The organism is Klebsiella sp. PL-2018, from assembly GCF_019048985.1.
In the GTDB taxonomy this organism is placed as follows: domain Bacteria; phylum Pseudomonadota; class Gammaproteobacteria; order Enterobacterales; family Enterobacteriaceae; genus Klebsiella; species Klebsiella michiganensis.
Genome location: NZ_CP077673.1, coordinates 748857 through 767083, shown reverse-complemented (window position 1 = coordinate 767083; position 18227 = coordinate 748857). Strand labels below are relative to the sequence as shown.

The 18227-nt window shown below is 56.8% G+C and carries 17 protein-coding genes; 14 read left to right on the top strand and 3 right to left on the bottom strand.

Annotated features, from left to right (window positions below; all coding sequences use genetic code 11):
* The first annotated feature begins 20 nt into the window (after positions 1-20).
* From hpaX to MKleb_RS03580, 9 genes are all read left to right on the top strand, one after another.
* Positions 21-1397 carry a 4-hydroxyphenylacetate permease gene (hpaX, locus tag MKleb_RS03620; protein WP_025106899.1) on the top strand — a complete coding sequence of 459 codons (1377 nt, stop codon included), beginning with the start codon at positions 21-23 and terminating at the stop codon, positions 1395-1397.
* A 9-nt stretch (positions 1398-1406) separates the two neighbouring features.
* On the top strand, positions 1407-2297 hold the full coding sequence (gene hpaA, locus MKleb_RS03615) for a 4-hydroxyphenylacetate catabolism regulatory protein HpaA (RefSeq protein ID WP_009652862.1): 891 nt from the start codon (positions 1407-1409) through the stop codon (positions 2295-2297).
* A gap of 363 nt (positions 2298-2660) precedes the next feature.
* Complete coding sequence (hpaB, locus tag MKleb_RS03610; RefSeq protein ID WP_004128599.1) at positions 2661-4223, top strand: 4-hydroxyphenylacetate 3-monooxygenase, oxygenase component; 1563 nt, start codon at positions 2661-2663, stop codon at positions 4221-4223.
* Positions 4224-4242: 19 nt separating this feature from the next.
* Complete coding sequence (locus MKleb_RS03605) at positions 4243-4755, top strand: 4-hydroxyphenylacetate 3-monooxygenase reductase subunit (protein ID WP_025108175.1); 513 nt, start codon at positions 4243-4245, stop codon at positions 4753-4755.
* A 297-nt stretch (positions 4756-5052) separates the two neighbouring features.
* The gene (gene btsT, locus MKleb_RS03600) at positions 5053-7203 is read left to right on the top strand and encodes a pyruvate/proton symporter BtsT (protein WP_025108174.1); all 2151 of its coding nucleotides are present in this window, start codon (positions 5053-5055) and stop codon (positions 7201-7203) included.
* Positions 7204-7312: 109 nt separating this feature from the next.
* A complete protein-coding gene (locus tag MKleb_RS03595) occupies positions 7313-7516 on the top strand; it encodes a YbdD/YjiX family protein (protein WP_004098292.1) in 204 nt (67 codons plus the stop codon).
* A gap of 11 nt (positions 7517-7527) precedes the next feature.
* Positions 7528-8484 carry a GTPase gene (yjiA, locus tag MKleb_RS03590; RefSeq protein ID WP_025108173.1) on the top strand — a complete coding sequence of 319 codons (957 nt, stop codon included), beginning with the start codon at positions 7528-7530 and terminating at the stop codon, positions 8482-8484.
* A gap of 348 nt (positions 8485-8832) precedes the next feature.
* Complete coding sequence (locus MKleb_RS03585; RefSeq protein ID WP_004098290.1) at positions 8833-9378, top strand: YfaZ family outer membrane protein; 546 nt, start codon at positions 8833-8835, stop codon at positions 9376-9378.
* Positions 9378-9698 carry a hypothetical protein gene (locus MKleb_RS03580; protein WP_004098289.1) on the top strand — a complete coding sequence of 107 codons (321 nt, stop codon included), beginning with the start codon at positions 9378-9380 and terminating at the stop codon, positions 9696-9698. The genes MKleb_RS03585 and MKleb_RS03580 overlap by 1 nt, the downstream gene beginning before the upstream one ends.
* A gap of 45 nt (positions 9699-9743) precedes the next feature.
* On the opposite strand, the gene MKleb_RS03575 is transcribed toward MKleb_RS03580, so the two are convergent.
* Together MKleb_RS03575 and MKleb_RS03570 are read right to left on the bottom strand one after the other, a co-directional pair.
* The gene (locus tag MKleb_RS03575) at positions 9744-11114 is read right to left on the bottom strand and encodes an NAD-dependent succinate-semialdehyde dehydrogenase (protein ID WP_217076480.1); all 1371 of its coding nucleotides are present in this window, start codon (positions 11112-11114) and stop codon (positions 9744-9746) included.
* 178 nt (positions 11115-11292) lie between these two features.
* On the bottom strand, positions 11293-12219 hold the full coding sequence (locus tag MKleb_RS03570) for an Rpn family recombination-promoting nuclease/putative transposase (RefSeq protein WP_025108171.1): 927 nt from the start codon (positions 12217-12219) through the stop codon (positions 11293-11295).
* 208 nt (positions 12220-12427) lie between these two features.
* On the opposite strand from MKleb_RS03570, the gene MKleb_RS03565 reads away from it, so the two are divergent.
* Both MKleb_RS03565 and MKleb_RS03560 read left to right on the top strand, forming a co-directional pair.
* Positions 12428-13243, top strand: coding sequence for an AraC family transcriptional regulator (locus MKleb_RS03565; protein WP_025108170.1), 816 nt, complete (start codon positions 12428-12430; stop codon positions 13241-13243).
* 46 nt (positions 13244-13289) lie between these two features.
* A complete protein-coding gene (locus tag MKleb_RS03560; protein ID WP_025108169.1) occupies positions 13290-13931 on the top strand; it encodes a LysE family translocator in 642 nt (213 codons plus the stop codon).
* A gap of 88 nt (positions 13932-14019) precedes the next feature.
* Here MKleb_RS03560 and MKleb_RS03555 read toward each other — a convergent pair whose 3' ends face one another.
* Entirely contained in the window at positions 14020-14454 is a 435-nt protein-coding gene (locus MKleb_RS03555) for an RICIN domain-containing protein (protein ID WP_025108168.1), read from the bottom strand.
* A 378-nt stretch (positions 14455-14832) separates the two neighbouring features.
* On the opposite strand from MKleb_RS03555, the gene MKleb_RS03550 reads away from it, so the two are divergent.
* The 3 genes from MKleb_RS03550 to mdtM all read left to right on the top strand — a co-directional run bounded on the left by MKleb_RS03550 (position 14833) and on the right by mdtM (position 18225).
* Positions 14833-15530, top strand: a protein-coding gene (locus MKleb_RS03550) for an IS1 family transposase (protein WP_223274117.1) whose coding sequence is annotated in 2 segments (ribosomal slippage) — positions 14833-15082 and positions 15082-15530 — 699 coding nt in all. Because the reading frame shifts where the segments join, the coding sequence is not laid out codon by codon here.
* Positions 15531-15539: 9 nt separating this feature from the next.
* Positions 15540-16820, top strand: coding sequence for a DUF445 domain-containing protein (locus tag MKleb_RS03545; protein WP_217076740.1), 1281 nt, complete (start codon positions 15540-15542; stop codon positions 16818-16820).
* Between the two features lie 163 nt (positions 16821-16983).
* Complete coding sequence (gene mdtM, locus MKleb_RS03540) at positions 16984-18225, top strand: multidrug efflux MFS transporter MdtM (RefSeq protein WP_025108166.1); 1242 nt, start codon at positions 16984-16986, stop codon at positions 18223-18225.
* The last annotated feature ends 2 nt before the right edge of the window (positions 18226-18227 follow it).

The window sequence follows — 18227 nt, the reverse complement described above, 5'->3', positions numbered from 1 at the left end:
CCCATTAGAGGAAAATGATAATGAGCGATACATCATCTGCCATCCCGGAAAAGTTCGATCCGGCTAATCAGCACAAGCAGCTGACGGCGCAGCAGCAGTCGGTTATCAACAAGCTCTTTCGCCGCCTGATCGTCTTTTTGTTCGTGCTGTTTATCTTTTCGTTTTTAGATCGCATCAATATCGGTTTTGCCGGGCTGACCATGGGCCAGGATCTGGGCCTTAACGCCACCATGTTTGGTCTTGCCACCACCCTGTTTTACGCCACCTACGTGATATTCGGCATTCCCAGCAACGTGATGCTCAGCATCGTTGGCGCTCGCCGCTGGATCGCCACCATCATGGTGCTGTGGGGCATCGCCTCCACCGCCACCATGTTCGCGACCGGACCGAACAGTCTTTATATCCTGCGCATGCTGGTGGGGATCACCGAGGCCGGTTTTCTGCCCGGCATTCTGCTCTATCTGACCTACTGGTTCCCGGCCTTTTTCCGCGCCCGCGCCAACGCGCTGTTTATGATCGCGATGCCGGTGACCACCGCGCTGGGGTCGATCGTCTCCGGCTATATCCTGTCGATGGACGGCCTGCTGAACCTGCACGGCTGGCAGTGGCTGTTCCTGCTGGAAGGCTTCCCGTCGGTGCTGCTCGGTATTATGGTCTGGTTCTGGCTTGATGATTCGCCGTCGAAGGCGAAATGGCTGACCGCGGATGATAAAAAATGCCTGCAGGAGATGATGGATAACGACCGCCTGACGCTGGTCCAGCCGGAAGGGGCGATCAGCCATCACGCCATGCAGCAGCGCAGCCTGTGGCGGGAAGTGTTCACGCCGATCGTGCTGATGTACACCCTGGCCTACTTCTGCCTGACCAATACGCTCAGCGCGATCAGCATCTGGACGCCGCAGATCCTCAAAAGCTTTAACGAAAGCAGCAGCAATATCACCATCGGCCTGCTGGCGGCGATCCCGCAGATTTGTACCATTCTGGGAATGATCTACTGGAGCCGCCACTCCGATAAACATCAGGAGCGTAAGCACCACACCGCCCTGCCGTTCCTGTTCGCCGCCGCGGGCTGGCTGCTGGCGTCGGCCACCAATCACAACCTGATCCAGCTGCTCGGGATCGTGATGGCCTCCACCGGATCGTTTAGCGCAATGGCCATTTTCTGGACCACGCCGGATCAGTCGATCAGCCTGCGCGCCAGAGCGATCGGCATCGCGGTGATCAACGCGACGGGTAATATCGGATCGGCGCTCAGCCCCTTTATGATCGGCTGGCTGAAGGATATTACCGGCAGCTTCAGCAGCGGCCTGTGGTTCGTCGCCGCCCTGCTGGTCATCGGCGCGATGATTATCTGGGTGATTCCGATGAAAGGAACGCGTCCGCGCGCGACGCCGTAAGGAGCCGCCATGTGCCAGAGCCCGATAGCCAATATCGATATTAATAAAGAGTACGATGAGAGCCTGGGGACGGAAGATGTGCATTATCAATCGTTTGCCAGGATGGCAGAGTTCTTTGGCCGCGATATGCAGGCGCACCGTCACGACCAGTATTTTCAGATGCACTTTCTCGATACCGGGCAGATTGAGCTGCAGCTCGACGATCATCGCTATTCGGTGCAGGCGCCGCTGTTTGTCCTGACGCCGCCCTCGGTGCCGCACGCTTTTATCACCGAGTCCGATAGCGACGGTCACGTGCTGACGGTGCGCGAGGATCTGGTCTGGCCGCTGCTGGAGGTGCTCTATCCCGGCACGCGGGAGGCTTTCGGTCTGCCGGGCATCTGCCTGTCGCTGGCCGACAGGCCCGAGGAGCTGGCGGCGCTGGCGCACTACTGGCGGCTGATTGAACGGGAATCGACGTCGCAGCTGCCGGGGCGGGAACATACCCTGACGCTGCTGGCGCAGGCGGTGTTCACCCTGTTGCTGCGCAACGCGAAGCTTGACGATCACGCGGCCAGCGGGATACGCGGCGAGCTCAAGCTGTTCCAGCGGTTTAACCAGCTGATCGACGGCCACTACCATCAGCACTGGACGGTGCCGGATTACGCCAGCGAGCTGCATCTGACCGAATCCCGGTTAACCGATATCTGCCGCCGCTTCGCCAACCGGCCGCCCAAACGGCTGATTTTCGACAGGCAGCTGCGCGAAGCCAAGAGGCTACTGCTCTTTTCCGACAGCGCGGTCAACGAGATAGCCTGGCAGCTGGGCTTTAAGGATCCGGCCTATTTTGCCCGCTTTTTTAACCGCTTAGTCGGCTGCTCGCCGAGCGCGTTCAGAACGCAAAAAGTACCGGTATCATAAGAGCTTGCCGGGGACGGCGCGGCGAGTTCGCAGCCGTCTGAGAGGCGGTATCCCGGGCAAGGCGCATCAAGCGCCGCCCCCCCGGAGCAGAGTGCAGAATCGCTGCATTTCCCGGAGGCGATGCTGCGCATCTGTCCGGCCTACACATTCAAAACCCGCCCTGGCTTGTCGTCGGATCACCGGGGAGCCAGGCCGGAAAATAGAAAAACCAACCCCCGATCACATAACCCAACCCCGCCTGAAAAGTACCGACCGTTGACCTAAAAGTCTCTTCACGAAAGCCGCGTTAACCGCTTCAATTGAACAACAAAAACAAAACATAAATTTAACATCGCATTCCGATTAATACTGAAGAGGTCACCTATGAAACCTGAAAATTTCCGTGCCGACGCTAAACGCCCGTTAACCGGTGAAGAGTACCTGAAGAGCCTGCAGGACGGCCGCGAAATCTATATCTACGGCGAACGCGTTAAGGACGTGACCACCCACCCGGCGTTCCGCAACGCCGCCGCCTCCGTCGCCCAGATGTACGACGCGCTGCATAAACCCGAGCTGCAGGATACCCTGTGCTGGGGCACCGATACCGGCAGCGGCGGCTATACCCACAAGTTCTTCCGCGTCGCGAAAAGCGCCGACGATCTGCGCCAGCAGCGCGACGCTATCGCCGAATGGTCGCGCCTGAGCTACGGCTGGATGGGCCGTACCCCGGACTACAAAGCCGCGTTCGGCTGCGCGCTAGGCGCAAACCCGGCGTTTTATGGTCAGTTTGAACAGAACGCCCGTAACTGGTACACCCGCATCCAGGAAACCGGCCTCTACTTTAACCACGCCATCGTCAACCCGCCCATCGACCGCCATAAGCCAGCCGACGAAGTGAAAGACGTCTATATCAAGCTGGAGAAAGAGACCGATGCCGGGATCATCGTCAGCGGCGCGAAAGTGGTAGCCACCAACTCGGCGCTCACCCACTACAACATGATTGGCTTCGGCTCGGCGCAGGTGATGGGCGAAAACCCGGACTTCGCGCTGATGTTCGTCGCGCCGATGGACGCCGAAGGGGTCAAGCTTATCTCCCGCGCCTCCTATGAGCTGGTCGCCGGAGCAACCGGATCGCCCTACGATTATCCGCTCTCCAGCCGCTTCGACGAAAACGATGCGATCCTGGTGATGGATAATGTGCTGATCCCATGGGAAAACGTGCTGATCTATCGCGACTTCGATCGCTGCCGCCGCTGGACGATGGAGGGCGGCTTCGCCCGCATGTATCCGCTGCAGGCCTGCGTGCGTCTGGCCGTGAAGCTCGATTTCATCACCGCCCTGCTCAAGCGCTCGCTGGAGTGCACCGGCACCCTTGAATTCCGCGGCGTGCAGGCGGATCTCGGCGAAGTGGTGGCCTGGCGCAATATGTTCTGGGCGCTGAGCGATTCGATGTGCGCCGAAGCCACGCCGTGGGTTAACGGCGCGTATCTGCCGGATCACGCCGCGCTGCAAACCTATCGCGTGATGGCGCCGATGGCCTACGCCAAAATCAAAAACATTATTGAACGCAACGTCACCAGCGGCCTGATCTATCTGCCGTCCAGCGCCCGCGATCTCAATAATCCGCAGATCAACGAATACCTGGCGAAATACGTGCGCGGATCGAACGGCATGGATCACGTCGAGCGCATCAAGATCCTCAAACTGATGTGGGACGCCATCGGCAGCGAGTTTGGCGGCCGTCATGAACTGTACGAAATCAACTACTCCGGTAGCCAGGATGAGATTCGCCTGCAGTGCCTGCGTCAGGCGCAGAGCTCCGGCAACATGGACAAAATGATGGCGATGGTGGATCGCTGCCTGTCCGAGTACGACCAGAACGGCTGGACGGTGCCGCATCTGCACAACAATACCGATATCAACATGCTGGATAAGCTGCTGAAGTAACCGGCAGCGGGAGGTCACAATGCAATTAGATGAACAACGTCTGCGTTTTCGCGATGCCATGGCCAGTCTGTCGGCCGCCGTTAACGTCATCACCACCGAAGGCGAGGCGGGCCGCTGCGGTATCACCGCCACCGCGGTCTGTTCGGTGACCGATACGCCGCCGTCGGTAATGGTCTGCATCAACGCTAACAGCGCGATGAATCCGGTGTTCCAGGGCAACGGCAAGCTGTGCATCAACGTGCTGAACCACGAGCAAGAGGAGATGGCCCGCCACTTCGCCGGCATGACCGGGATGACGATGGATGACCGTTTCGGCCTCAGCGGCTGGCAAAAAGGCGCGCTGGGCCAGCCGGTGCTGAAAGGCGCGCTGGCGAGCCTTGAGGGCGAGATTAGCCAGGTGCAGACCATCGGTAGCCACCTGGTCTATCTGGTGGAAATCAGCAACATTACCCTGAGCCAGCAGGGCCACGGGCTGATCTACTTTAAGCGCCGCTTCCATCCGGTGATGATGGAGATGGAAGTCGTGGCGTAGTTTTGCCTTCCCCTCTCTCGCGGGAGAGGGGATTACCTCGCTTCCCCCCATCGTCACGGCGGGAATATTCCTGTGATCTCAATCACATATTTACGGACACCCGTTCTTATCCCCAACCGCTTACCCCTGCAAGTGACCGCTTAACCCCGAATATAACCACTCACAGATTTACCCAACTTTACGCGCGCGACGTTCTGGCAAGATGGTCCCCAGCATAGCTAATCAATGCCTCCTCAAACCCTAACTAAACCCAGACGGCTTCGGCCCATTATTCATCTTATTAAGCCAGGTTTTACTATGGATACTAAAAAGTTATTCAAGCACATACCCTGGGTGATTCTTGGAATCATCGGGGCATTTTGCCTCTCGGTCGTCGCTCTGCGCCGCGGCGAGCACGTCAGTGCGCTGTGGATCGTGGTGGCGTCGGTTTCCGTCTACCTCGTCGCCTACCGTTATTACAGCCTGTATATCGCGCAAAAGGTCATGAAGCTCGATCCTACGCGCTCCACGCCTGCGGTGATTAATAACGATGGCCTGAACTACGTTCCGACCAACCGCTACGTGCTGTTCGGCCACCACTTTGCCGCGATTGCCGGCGCCGGTCCGCTGGTGGGCCCGGTGCTCGCCGCGCAGATGGGCTACCTGCCGGGTACCCTGTGGCTGCTGGCGGGCGTCGTGCTGGCAGGGGCGGTGCAGGACTTTATGGTGCTGTTCATCTCCTCGCGCCGTAACGGTGCCTCGCTGGGAGAAATGATCAAGCAGGAGATGGGTCCGGTGCCGGGTTCCATCGCGCTGTTCGGCTGCTTCCTGATAATGATCATCATCCTTGCGGTGCTGGCGTTAATCGTGGTGAAAGCGCTGGCGGAAAGCCCGTGGGGCGTCTTCACCGTCTGCTCGACCGTGCCGATCGCCCTGTTTATGGGGATCTACATGCGCTTCCTGCGCCCGGGCCGCGTAGGCGAAGTATCGGTGATTGGTATCGTCCTGCTGGTAGCGTCGATTTACTTCGGCGGCGTGATTGCCCACGACCCGTACTGGGGCCCGGCGCTGACCTTTAAAGACACCACTATTACCTTTACCCTGATTGGCTACGCGTTTATCTCGGCGCTGCTGCCGGTCTGGCTGATTCTGGCGCCGCGCGACTACCTGGCGACCTTCCTGAAAATTGGCGTTATCGTCGGCCTGGCGCTGGGCATTGTTATCCTCAATCCGGACCTGAAAATGCCGGCGGTGACCCAGTACATTGACGGTACCGGTCCGCTGTGGAAAGGCGCGCTGTTCCCGTTCCTGTTTATCACTATCGCCTGCGGCGCGGTCTCCGGCTTCCACGCCCTGATCGCCTCCGGCACCACGCCGAAGCTGCTGGCTAACGAAACCGACGCCCGCTTTATCGGCTACGGCGCGATGCTGATGGAGTCCTTCGTGGCGGTGATGGCGCTGGTAGCGGCCTCAATTATCGAACCGGGCCTCTACTTCGCGATGAACACCCCGCCGGCGGGTCTGGGCATCACCATGCCGAACCTGCACGAAATGGGCGGTGAGAACGCCGCGCTGATTGCCGCGCAGCTGAGGGATGTCACCGCACACGCGGCGGCGACCGTCAGCTCCTGGGGCTTCGTGATCTCACCTGAGCAAATCCTGCAAACCGCGAAAGATATCGGCGAACCGTCGGTACTGAACCGCGCGGGCGGCGCGCCGACGCTGGCCGTGGGTATCGCTCACGTGTTCCACAAAATCATCCCGATGGCGGATATGGGCTTCTGGTACCACTTCGGTATTCTGTTTGAAGCGCTGTTTATCCTCACCGCGCTGGATGCCGGTACCCGTGCAGGCCGCTTTATGCTGCAGGATCTGCTGGGCAACTTCGTGCCGTTCCTCAAGAAAACCGACTCGCTGGTGGCCGGTGTTATCGGTACCGCGGGCTGCGTCGGCCTGTGGGGCTACCTGCTGTATCAGGGCGTGGTCGACCCGCTGGGCGGCGTGAAGAGCCTGTGGCCGCTGTTCGGTATCTCTAACCAGATGCTGGCCGCCGTGGCGCTGGTGCTCGGCACCGTGGTGCTGGTCAAAATGCAGCGCACCAAATATATCTGGGTCACCGTGATCCCGGCCGCATGGCTGCTGCTGTGCACCACCTGGGCGCTGGGCCTGAAACTGTTCAGCACCAACCCGCAGATGGAAGGCTTCTTCTTCATGGCGCAGCAGTATAAAGAGAAGATCGCCGCCGGCGGCGAACTGACCGCGCAGCAGATTGCCAACATGAACCATATCGTGGTGAACAACTACACCAACGCGGGTCTGAGCATTCTGTTCCTGGTGGTGGTCTACAGCATCATCTTCTACGGCATCAAAACCTGGCTCAACGTGCGCAACGATAAAGTGCGTACCGATAAAGAGACCCCGTACGTGCCGGTACCGGAAGGCGGCGTGAAGACCTCTTCGCATCACTAAACCTTAATGCCGGATGGCGCTACGCTTATCCGGTCTACACAAACGAATGTTTGTAGGCCGGATGAGGCGCTAGCCGCCATCCGGCTTTATTCGTTCTCTGGGACTCAGAATGTTTGGTAACTTAGGTCAGGCAAAAAAATACCTCGGTCAGGCAGCGAAAATGCTGATTGGCATTCCGGATTACGATAATTACGTCGAGCATATGCAGACTAACCATCCGGACAAGCCGTACATGACCTACGATGAATTCTTTCGCGAACGCCAGCAGGCCCGCTACGGCGGCGACGGCAAAGGCGGCGTACGCTGCTGCTAATGGAGGCAAACATGGCACCGATTGCAGTCACCCTGCTCACCGGTTTTCTTGGCGCGGGTAAAACCACCCTGCTGCGCCATATCCTGAACGAACGGCACGGCTTTAAAATTGCCGTTATCGAAAACGAATTTGGCGAAGTCGCCGTCGATGACCAGCTTATCGGCGATCGCGCCACGCAGATTAAAACCCTGACCAACGGCTGCATCTGCTGTACCCGTTCCAACGAACTGGAAGACGTCCTGCTCGATCTGCTCGACAGCCGCGATCGCGGAGAAATTGATTTTGACCGGCTGGTGATCGAATGTACCGGCATGGCCGACCCCGGCCCGATTATCCAGACCTTTTTCTCTCACGATGTGCTGTGTGAACGCTATCTGCTGGATGGCGTGATTGCGCTGGTTGACGCGGTGCATGCCGACCAGCAGATGAATCAGTTCACCATTGCCCAGTCGCAGGTGGGCTACGCCGATCGTATCCTGCTCACCAAAACTGACGTGGCGGGCGACAGCGACAAGCTCCGCGAACGGCTGATGCGTATTAACGCCCGCGCGCCGATTTACAACGTCACCCACGGCGATATCGACCTGAATCTGCTGTTTAACACCAGCGGCTTTATGCTGGAAGAGAACGTGGTCAGCAGCAAACCGCGCTTCCACTTTATGGCCGATAAGCAGAACGACGTGTCGTCTATCGTGGTGGAGCTGGATTATCCGGTGGATATCAGCGACGTGTCGCGGGTGATGGAAAACCTGCTGCTCACCTTTGCTGAACAGCTGATGCGCTATAAAGGGATGCTATGGATCGACGGCGAGCCCAACCGCCTGCTGTTCCAGGGCGTTCAACGGCTATACAGCGCCGACTGGGACCGGCCGTGGGGCGATGAGCGGCCGCACAGTACCCTGGTGTTTATTGGGATACAGCTTCCGGAAGATGAGATTCGCACCGCATTTGCGAGCCTGCGCAAGTAGTCATGTCGCTCGCCCCCCTCTTCTGGAGGGGGAATGCGCGGCTGAAATGTAAAATTTCGTTCTTATATGTAACAATAGAAATGTTTTTGGAAATAATTAGAAAGCCAATTATTGCGTCCACAACCGCTTTTTCGCGCCTGTTCAGCGAATATTTAGCCAAAAGATTCAACTCACGCTCAACGGCTAAAGATTACCCATTGACTCCGCAGTAAAAACAACTAACAAACAACACAAATAAATATATCTAATAACAAAATTAGCATAAAACAGTCATCACTCGCTGATTTGCAGTCATAAAAATCGATTGTTAAGGTGCCCTCCGCGTAATGTAATGATGAGGCATAAAACATGAAAAAGCTGAATATCCTTCTTCTCTCGGCGTTGACTGCCGTCTCGGGATCCGCACTCGCGATGGGCGGCACCGTTGAGCAGGGCAAGAACTTCACCAACCTGAATCTGGAAATGGGGAAATCCTCTTCTGGCCTGTATGTGGAAAGCAACTGGCTCAAAAATACCGATGACGGTACCCAGACAGGCGGCGTAGGCGCGGGTTATAACCTGGAACTCGGCCCGGTGATGTTCAATGCCGGCGCGAAAGCCATCTACCTCGGCCCTAAAAAAGGCGATAACGGCGTGGCCTTCCCCATCGGCGGCGGCGTCAACGTGGCCCTGACCGACAGCATCCATCTCTATGGTGAGGGCTATGCCGCACCGGAGGGCCTGAACAATAGCGTCAAAAACTACGTTGAAGCCAACGGCGGCGTAAGCTGGACGCCAATCACCCCGGTCACGCTGAAAGTGGGCTATCGCCATGTCAGCGTCGACGGCAAAGATGGCCGCCCGGGCCACACGCTGATTGACGGCGCCTATGTCGGCGGCGGGGTTACCTTCTGATGAACGGCCGCTTCGCCGCGCTTTGCGTTCTGAGCTTCACCGTGCTGCTGTCAGGCTGCGTCCAGTACAAATGGGTGAAGCCGGGAGTCAGCGATACGGAGATGAATAAAAAGCTCACGGAGTGCGAAGCGCAGGCGCTGATCGATCTCCCCCCGGATAACGTCGTCACCGGTTCAAGCTCGGAAAAAACGGACAAAAAGAACAAGAAAAAGGATATTTCCACCAGCTATACGGTTGAGGACGCCAATGAGGGGCGCAGGGATACGCTCGTCGACAGCTGCATGTTTAAGAGCGGCTGGGATAAGATTGAAGTTCAGTGAACGCCAAAAAAACCTGCCAGATGGCAGGTTTTTGTCTTCACGCCGCTATTTATGCACGACCACCAGCTTCTGATTCACAAACTCTTTAATCCCGAGATCGGAAAGCTCGCGGCCGAACCCGGAGCGCTTAACGCCGCCAAACGGCAGCTCCGGAGCGGTATCGGTTAGCCAATTGATATAGACCATACCGGTTTCAATCCGCGACGCCATGCGTTTCGCCCTTTCGATATCCTGGCTGAATACGGCTCCGCCGAGGCCATAGTGCGAATCGTTGGCCAGCTTCACCGCCTTATCGTCATCTTTCACCACGTAGATTTGCGCGACCGGGCCGAAGAACTCTTCGAAGTAGGCCGGGTTATCGCGGGTAATGCCGGTGAGTATGGTGGGCTCGAAAAAGCTGCCTTCCCGCTGCGCGGGTTTGCCGCCCAGGTGCAGCTTCGCGCCGTTTTTCACCGCGTCGTTCACCTGCTTGGTCAGCGTCTCCAGCGCATCTTTTGAAGAGAGCGGCCCCAGCGTCGTGCGCTCATCCAGCGGATCGCCGATTTTCACCTGACGGAAGGCCTCGGTAAACTGGCTCAGGAACGAGTCGGCAATTTTTTCATGCAGGATAAAGCGCTTCGCCGCGGTGCACACCTGGCCTGCGTTGTTGAGCCGCGCCTGCACGCCGATCTTCACCGCCTTCTCCAGATCGGCGTCGTCCAGGACCACAAAGACATCATTTCCGCCCAGTTCAAGCGTCGCTTTCTTGATGTGTTTAGCCGCCTGCGCCGCCACCACGCTACCGGCTTTTTCCGAGCCGGTCAGGGCGGCACCCTGTACGCGATCGTCGGCGATAATCTTCGCCACCTGATCCTGAGAAATAAACAGGTTAGTCCACGCGCCCTCCGGCGCACCGGCTTCGCGTACCAGGTGGGCGAAGGTTTCCGCGCAGTGCGGGACGATGCTGGCGTGTTTGGCGATAACCGGGTTCCCCGCCGCCAGGTTCGGCGCCAGCACGCGCATAAGCTGATAATAAGGGAAGTTCCACGGTTCTACCGCCATCAGTACGCCGATGGGATGGTGTTCAACCCAGGCTTCACCCAGCTCGGACGGATACTTTACCGGCGCCAAAAACTGTTTGGCGTTGTCGGCGTAGTAGCGGGCAATTTGCGCGCACAGCTTCACTTCACCGCGGCTTTGCTCAATGAGTTTGCCCATTTCCTGGCTGGCGATTTTCGCCAGCTCGTCAACCCGGCCGTCGATCAGATCCGCCAGCTTGTGCAGCACCGATAGCCGCTGCGCTATATCGCCTTTCGACCACGACGAATGATATAGCGCATCCGCCTTCTGCAGAGCCGCTTCCACGTCCGCGTCGCTGTGTGCCGGGTACGCTTTGATAAGCTGATTGTTTGCAGGATTCACCGTCTGATAAGCCATATCGCATGTCTCCTTGTTATCGCTGTTAACGCAGTCATAAATACCGCACAGGATATTAAGGGTAGTCGAGATAGCTGAGGATGCGGCCAAACTCAGAGAGATACGGAATTTTCCCGAAATGGAACGGAGCGCGCTATCGGCATAAATCGCTCATAAATAACAGCACAATATCAATAAATTAGTGAGTAACAGCCCGGATATCCGCCTCCGACAAACCGGTAATTCTCAGCACCGTTTCCAGGGCCATACCTTCGGCGAGCATCGTTTGAGCAATACGCTGCGCTTCGGCGCGCTGCCCCTCCTCAACGCCCTCAAGTCGACCTTCCCGCTTCCCCTGCCTGCGCCCCACTTCACGTAACCTTTCGGCGATAGTCATGAGCTTCTCCTTATGCTGCGGAACACGCTGAGCCACTTCACGGATAAATTTCCCCAACCGAAGCGCTTTGCCCGAGTGAATCAGGTAATTAAACAGCGTTTTTAGCTGCCTGTCATTAGCGTATCCGCTAAGCAAAATGGCCGTCAGATGTTCCACAATGCCCAGCAAATCGCGCTGACGAATATGTTTTTGCATCAGCTCCAGTAAGGCGACTCTTCGATGCTGGACAATTTCGTCATCAGGCACAACGGTAATATCCACCAGCGGAAACGGCATGGTATAAAGCTGCTTAGCCAGAGCAGGGTCGGCAAACTTGTCGAGCCAGGATAACGACCAGGGATAAGGCGTGGCGACGCCATGATAGAACAGTATCGGTACAACCAGCGGCAGCGTTTTATGTCCGTTATCCAGATGGCGCTGCATCGCAGCAATGGCGTAACGCATCATTCTGAAGGCCATATACGCATCCGGAGAGCTTTGATGCTCGATGACAACATAGATATAGCCTTCTCCCGCCGCGGTTTTCAGTGCCCAAAGAACATCGGAGTAGTATGCCCGCAGGTTCTCCTCAATAAAGCTCCCGGATTCAAGCGTCAGCGAATCCAGGTCGCAAAGCTGTCTGAGCGCCGGAGGAAGATGGATATCCAAAAAGTCGCGCGCGGTATCAGCTTGACGTAAAAACTGTTTGAAGACCGCATCGTGCGGCGTTGACGTAGTACCCTTTTCCATGGCTATCCGCCTGCGTAAAAAAATCCTGCCGCCACTCTACTGCGCCATTTTTCTCATCACACACACTGTTGCTGACCTTTACGAGCCGCGACGAAAGATATCTTCCTTCGGCTGCAAGCGAGACATTTTTATTGAACGCGACTCGCGGTTCTCCCGCAGGATGAAGGCATGTTATAAACAGCTATCCCCCTCAGCTAAGGAGCCCACCGTGAGCCATACGCGCGATATTCAGCAAACCTTCTGGCGCGACGAACAGCTGCCCTGGCTGGAGCTGCGCAGCACCTGGCAAAGCCGTCAGGCCTACAAACGTCACCGCCATCCGCAGCTCTCCGTGGGGGCGATTATCGAGGGGGAAACGTGCTGTATCTGCAACGGGCAGGAGTATCTGCTGCGGCCGGGCGATCTGATTATTATCCCCGCCCAGGCGCCCCATAGCTGCAATCCGCGCGACGGCCAGCCGCGCAGCTATCATATGCTCTATCTCGAGCTAAGCTGGTGCTGGCGACAGCTGGCAAACGATGCGCATCACGAGCGGCTGATAACCTCCCAGCCGGTGATTCGCGATGCCGGGCTTTTTGCCCGGTATCTGCAGATCGTGGCGTTGATGACTCAGCAAAACACCGCCGCGCTACCCGCCAGCGTCGCCCGGTTCCTGCGCGACCTGCCGCTGCACCCGCTCGCGCCAGTGGCGCTTAGCCAGACCAGCGCGCGTTTGTTCAGTCGTCTGGCAACCAATCTGCAGGCGCCGCCGACGCTGGATAGCCTCGCCGATGAGTTTGCGCTGCGCAAAGAGACGCTGATCCGCGCCTTCAAGCAGGATACCGGCCTGACGCCCGCCAGCTTTATCAATATCGCGCGGATTGAGTTCGCCAAAACGCGCCTGCGGGCCGGGGATAATATCGCCGATGTGGGCTACCAGGCCGGGTTTGCCGACCAGAGCCACTTTCATAAAACCTTTGTCAGCTATACCGCCGCCACGCCGCGCCAGTATGCGCAGTCCCGATCAATAACAGACAATAATTAGCGTTTACGCTGGCGTAAGGTGACCTCAGATTAATACTGAGGTTGCTATGGACATACTCGCTACGCTCTTTCCCTCCGCCTTCCCCGCGCTGGCGCTCTCCCATTTTGTCGCCCTGCTGAGCCCCGGGCCGGATTTTTTTCTGCTGGTGGGCTACGCCATCCGCTATCGCCTGCGCGGCAGCGTCGGCCTGTGTATCGGCATTGCCGCCGGAAACGGTCTGTATATTCTTCTGGCCATTATCGGCTGGGGGATCCTGCGCCAGGCGCCGCAGCTGTTTACGGTGATTGAGCTGCTGGGCGCGGCGTATTTACTGTGGATTGGCAGCCTGCTGCTCAGAAGCCGTCCGACCACGCTGGCGCTGCACGGCGCCTCGGCTTCGCGCCCGCCGCTGGTGAAACAGCTTTTTCTCGGGCTGGGTTCTTCGCTGCTCAATCCGAAAAACGCGCTGTTCTACCTCGCGCTGATGACCTCCCTGCTGGGTCCGAACGTCACGCTGGTGCAGCAGGCCGTCAGCGGAGCCTGGATGACCAGCGTGGTGTTGATATGGGATCTGTTGCTGGTCACGCTGATTGCGCTACCGTCGGTGCAGCGCCGCCTTTCCGCCGTCGTCTGGCGAGTCGAGCGCACGGCCGGCGGCGTATTGATGGCTTTTGGTTGTTGGATTGTGTGGCAGTTTATTTTTAATTAATATTGTCGACGCCCCAATAAGACAAAGCCTCGTAATTTTCTTTAAAAGAATAAACGAGGCTCTATTCTATCTTTCTTTTAAAGAAAATTTATTCCAGACTATTTGCCGTCAACATATCCATCGGCACAAATACCCACTGCTGCGCTTCCGAGCCGTTAAATTCGAAAAGAATAATCGGATTCCCCTGGTTCGTGCCGCGGTTGTAGCTGTCCATAACAAAGCTCGGGTTTTGTTTGCTTTTAATAAAGCGACGTGAGCTGACTAAATCCCACCGCTGCGTCGCTTTATTCCCGCGTACCTGGAGCTCAATCGCTGCGCCTGAGCCCATACGATCCCCGCAAATGCCCAGCAGCAGCTCCTCGCTGGCGGCCAGGACGATCTCGCCGGTCCTGTCATCAACCGACCACAGAATTTTATTTAACGGTGAGGACGTCGGTAAGATAACAGCCTTAGCCCCGGCTTGCTGATCGCTAATACCTAATACCATGTCTTTTTTTGCTGCATATTTAAATATACCAATCATGAAAAACTCCTTTTATAAAAGACCAGTAGCAAGAGAAATTGATTAACGTTTTCCCTGAAATAAACAATGCCTTATTTAACCTTGAATATAATGTGATTAAGATCACTTATTAATAACTAACTTAAGAAAAAACCCATGTGGGATATATATTATGAATGCATTTAAGTTTAATTATTTAAAAATAGAATTTAAGCTACGTAAATTAAATTAACCCTCATCGTCTCTCTCGTCGGAAAAAGAGGAATCCGAATGACCAGGGCGTCAAATGGCGAAGATTTTACGCATTAGCCGTCAGGCTATATGCTTAAGCTTATGGAAAAACTGGTAATGGTGCCAACTTACTGATTTAGTGTATGATGGTGTTTTTGAGGTGCTCCAGTGGCTTCTGTTTCTATCAGCTGTCCCTCCTGTTCAGCTACTGAAGGCGTGGTGCGTAACGGTAAAAGCACTGCCGGACATCAGCGCTATCTCTGCTCTCACTGCCGTAAAACATGGCAGCTACAGTTCACTTACACCGCCTCTCAGCCCGGTACACACCAGAAAATTATTGATATGGCCATGAATGGCGTCGGATGTCGCGCCAGTGCACGCATTATGGGCGTTGGCCTCAACACGATTTTACGACACTTAAAAAACTCAGGCCGCAGTCGGTAAACTCACGCATACAACCGGGCAGTGACGTCATTGTTTGCGCGGAAATGGACGAACAGTGGGGTTACGTCGGCGCTAAATCACGCCAGCGCTGGTTGTTTTACGCGTATGACAGGATACGGAGGACGGTTGTGGCGCACGTATTCGGTGAACGCACGTTGGCCACGCTGGAGCGTCTTCTTGGCCTGCTGTCGGCCTTTGAGGTCGTGGTATGGATGACGGATGGCTGGCCGCTTTATGAATCACGCCTGAAGGGAGAACTGCACGTTATCAGCAAGCGATATACGCAGCGCATTGAGCGGCATAACCTGAATCTGAGGCAGCATCTGGCAAGGCTGGGCAGGAAGTCACTGTCGTTCTCAAAATCGGTGGAGCTGCATGACAAAGTCATCGGGCATTATCTGAACATAAAACACTATCAGTAAGTTGGAGTCATTACCGAAAAACTCGCTGAACTGAAACGCGCCAAGCTGCTGGCGCTCTCGCTGCTGCTGATTGCAGCCGCTATTTTTATCACTACCCTCGTGCTGCCGCCGACGCCATGGGTCGGTGCGCTGAAGGCTATTTCCGAAGCGGCAATGGTCGGCGCGCTGGCGGACTGGTTTGCGGTCGTGGCGCTGTTTCGCCGTATTCCGCTGCCGTTCGTTGCGCGGCATACGGCGATTATTCCGCGTAATAAGGACCGGATTGCCGATAATCTCGGCTATTTCGTGCAGGAAAAATTTCTCGATACGCCCTCTCTGGTCGCGCTGATCCGGCGCTATGAACCGGCGCTGATGCTCGGTAACTGGTTCAGCCAGCCGGAAAACGCGCGTCGGGTCGGCCAGCATCTGCTGCAGGTGATGAGCGGCTTTCTGGAGCTAACCGATGACGCGCGCATTCAGCGCCTGCTGCGTCGGGCGGTACATAAAGCGATTGATAAGATCGATTTAACCCAAACCAGCGCTATGATGCTGGAAGGGCTGACGCGCGATAACCGCCACCAGAAGCTGCTGGATTCGCTGATTAGCCAGCTGATCGCCCTGCTCCAACGCGACAGCTCGCGGGCGTTTATTGCCCGCGGCATCGTGCACTGGCTGGAGACCGAGCATCCGCTTAAAGCCAGGCTGCTGCCTACCGAATGGCTCGGCGAGCACAGCGCTGAAATGGTTACCGACGCGGTTAACACGCTGCTCGACGAAGTGAGTCAGGATCGCGCCCATCAGATCCGCCAGGCCTTCGATCGCGCGGCGCTGAAGCTGATCGACAACCTGAAGTCCGATCCGCTGATGGCGGAAAAAGCGGACAATATCAAAGCGTATCTGAAAAACGATGAGACCTTTAACCGCTATCTGGGCGAGGTATGGGCCGATCTGCGCGGCTGGGTTAAAAACGATGTTAATAGCGACGATTCACGCATTAAGCAGCGCATTGCCGAAGCCGGTCAGTGGTTTGGCGAAACGCTGCTCCACGATGAGGCGCTGCGCGAATCCCTGAACGAACATCTTGAGCAGGCGGCGCACCGGGTGGCCCCGGAGTTTGCCGCCTTCCTGACGCGCCATATCAGCGATACGGTCAAAAGCTGGGACTCCCGCGATATGTCGCGACAAATCGAGCTGAACATTGGTAAGGATCTGCAGTTTATCCGCATCAACGGCACGCTGGTTGGCGGCACTATCGGTCTGCTGCTGTGGCTGTTTTCACAAATTCCTTCGCTGCTGCATTTACATATTTAATTCAACTTTTTGTTTTTAATGTATTTCTTATATGAATACATATTAACCATTAAAAACACATGGATATTTAGGTTGACCCTAAATTTATTGCAGTGTGAAGTGCTGAAATAGTGCGCGCATAAACGGCTATTTATGGCGTAGAGACTCAACAAGGAGCCCACCGATGTTGCAATGGATGACCCGTTTTTTCGCCCGCCATTCCGCCACGCTGTTCTTCCCGGCGGCGCTGATCCTGTATGACTTTGCCGCCTATCTGACCACCGATCTTATCCAGCCGGGGATTATTCACGTGGTGCGCGACTTTGACGCCGACGTGGCGCTGGCTCCCGCCTCGGTCAGCCTGTATATGGCCGGCGGCATGGCGCTACAGTGGCTGCTCGGGCCGCTCTCCGATCGTATCGGCCGCCGTCCGGTGCTGCTCACCGGCGCGCTGATCTTTACCCTGGCCTGCTTCGCGACCCTGTTCACCACCTCAATGGAGCAGTTCCTCGCCGCGCGCTTTGTTCAGGGCACCAGCATCTGTTTTATCGCTACGGTTGGCTACGTCACCGTGCAGGAGGCGTTCGGCCAGACAAAAGCCATTAAGCTGATGGCGATTATTACCTCGATCGTGCTGATCGCGCCAATAATTGGCCCGCTCTCCGGCGCGGCGCTGATGCACTTCGTGCACTGGAAAGTGCTGTTCGGGATTATTGCCGTCATGGGGTTTATCGCCTGGCTGGGGCTACTGCTGAATATGCCGGAGACCGTCCGGCGCGGCGACGTCCCCTTCAGCGCCAGCGGCGTGCTGCGCGATTTCCGCGATGTTTTCCGCAACCGCGTTTTTCTGTTCGGCGCCGCCACGCTCTCGCTCAGCTATATTCCACTGATGAGCTGGGTTGCGGTCTCGCCGGTTATCCTGATTGACGACGGCGGGCTGACCACCGCCGAGTTCGCCTGGACCCAGGTGCCGGTCTTCAGCGCGGTGATTATTGCCAACCTGTCGGTGGCGCGCTGGGTAAAAGACCCGACGCGTCCGCGCTTTATCTGGCGCGCGGTGCCCATCCAGATGACCGGGCTGGCGATCCTGATCCTCGGCAACCTGCTGTGGCCGCACGTCTGGCTGTGGTCGGTGATCGGCACCTGCTTCTACGCCTTCGGCATCGGGCTGATCTTCCCGACACTGTTCCGCTTTACCCTGTTTTCAAACGATCTGCCAAAGGGCACCGTTTCCGCTTCGCTGAATATCGTGATCCTTAGCGTCAGCGCGCTCTCTATCGAAGCGGCGCGCTGGCTGTGGTTTAACGGCGGCAGGCTGCCTTTTCATCTGCTGGGGGTGGCGGCGGGGATTGCGGCCGCGTGCTGTCTGGCGGGTTTATTAAGCCGGATACGCCAGCAGCCGGAAGCCGCGCTGGCGCAGGAGTAGCG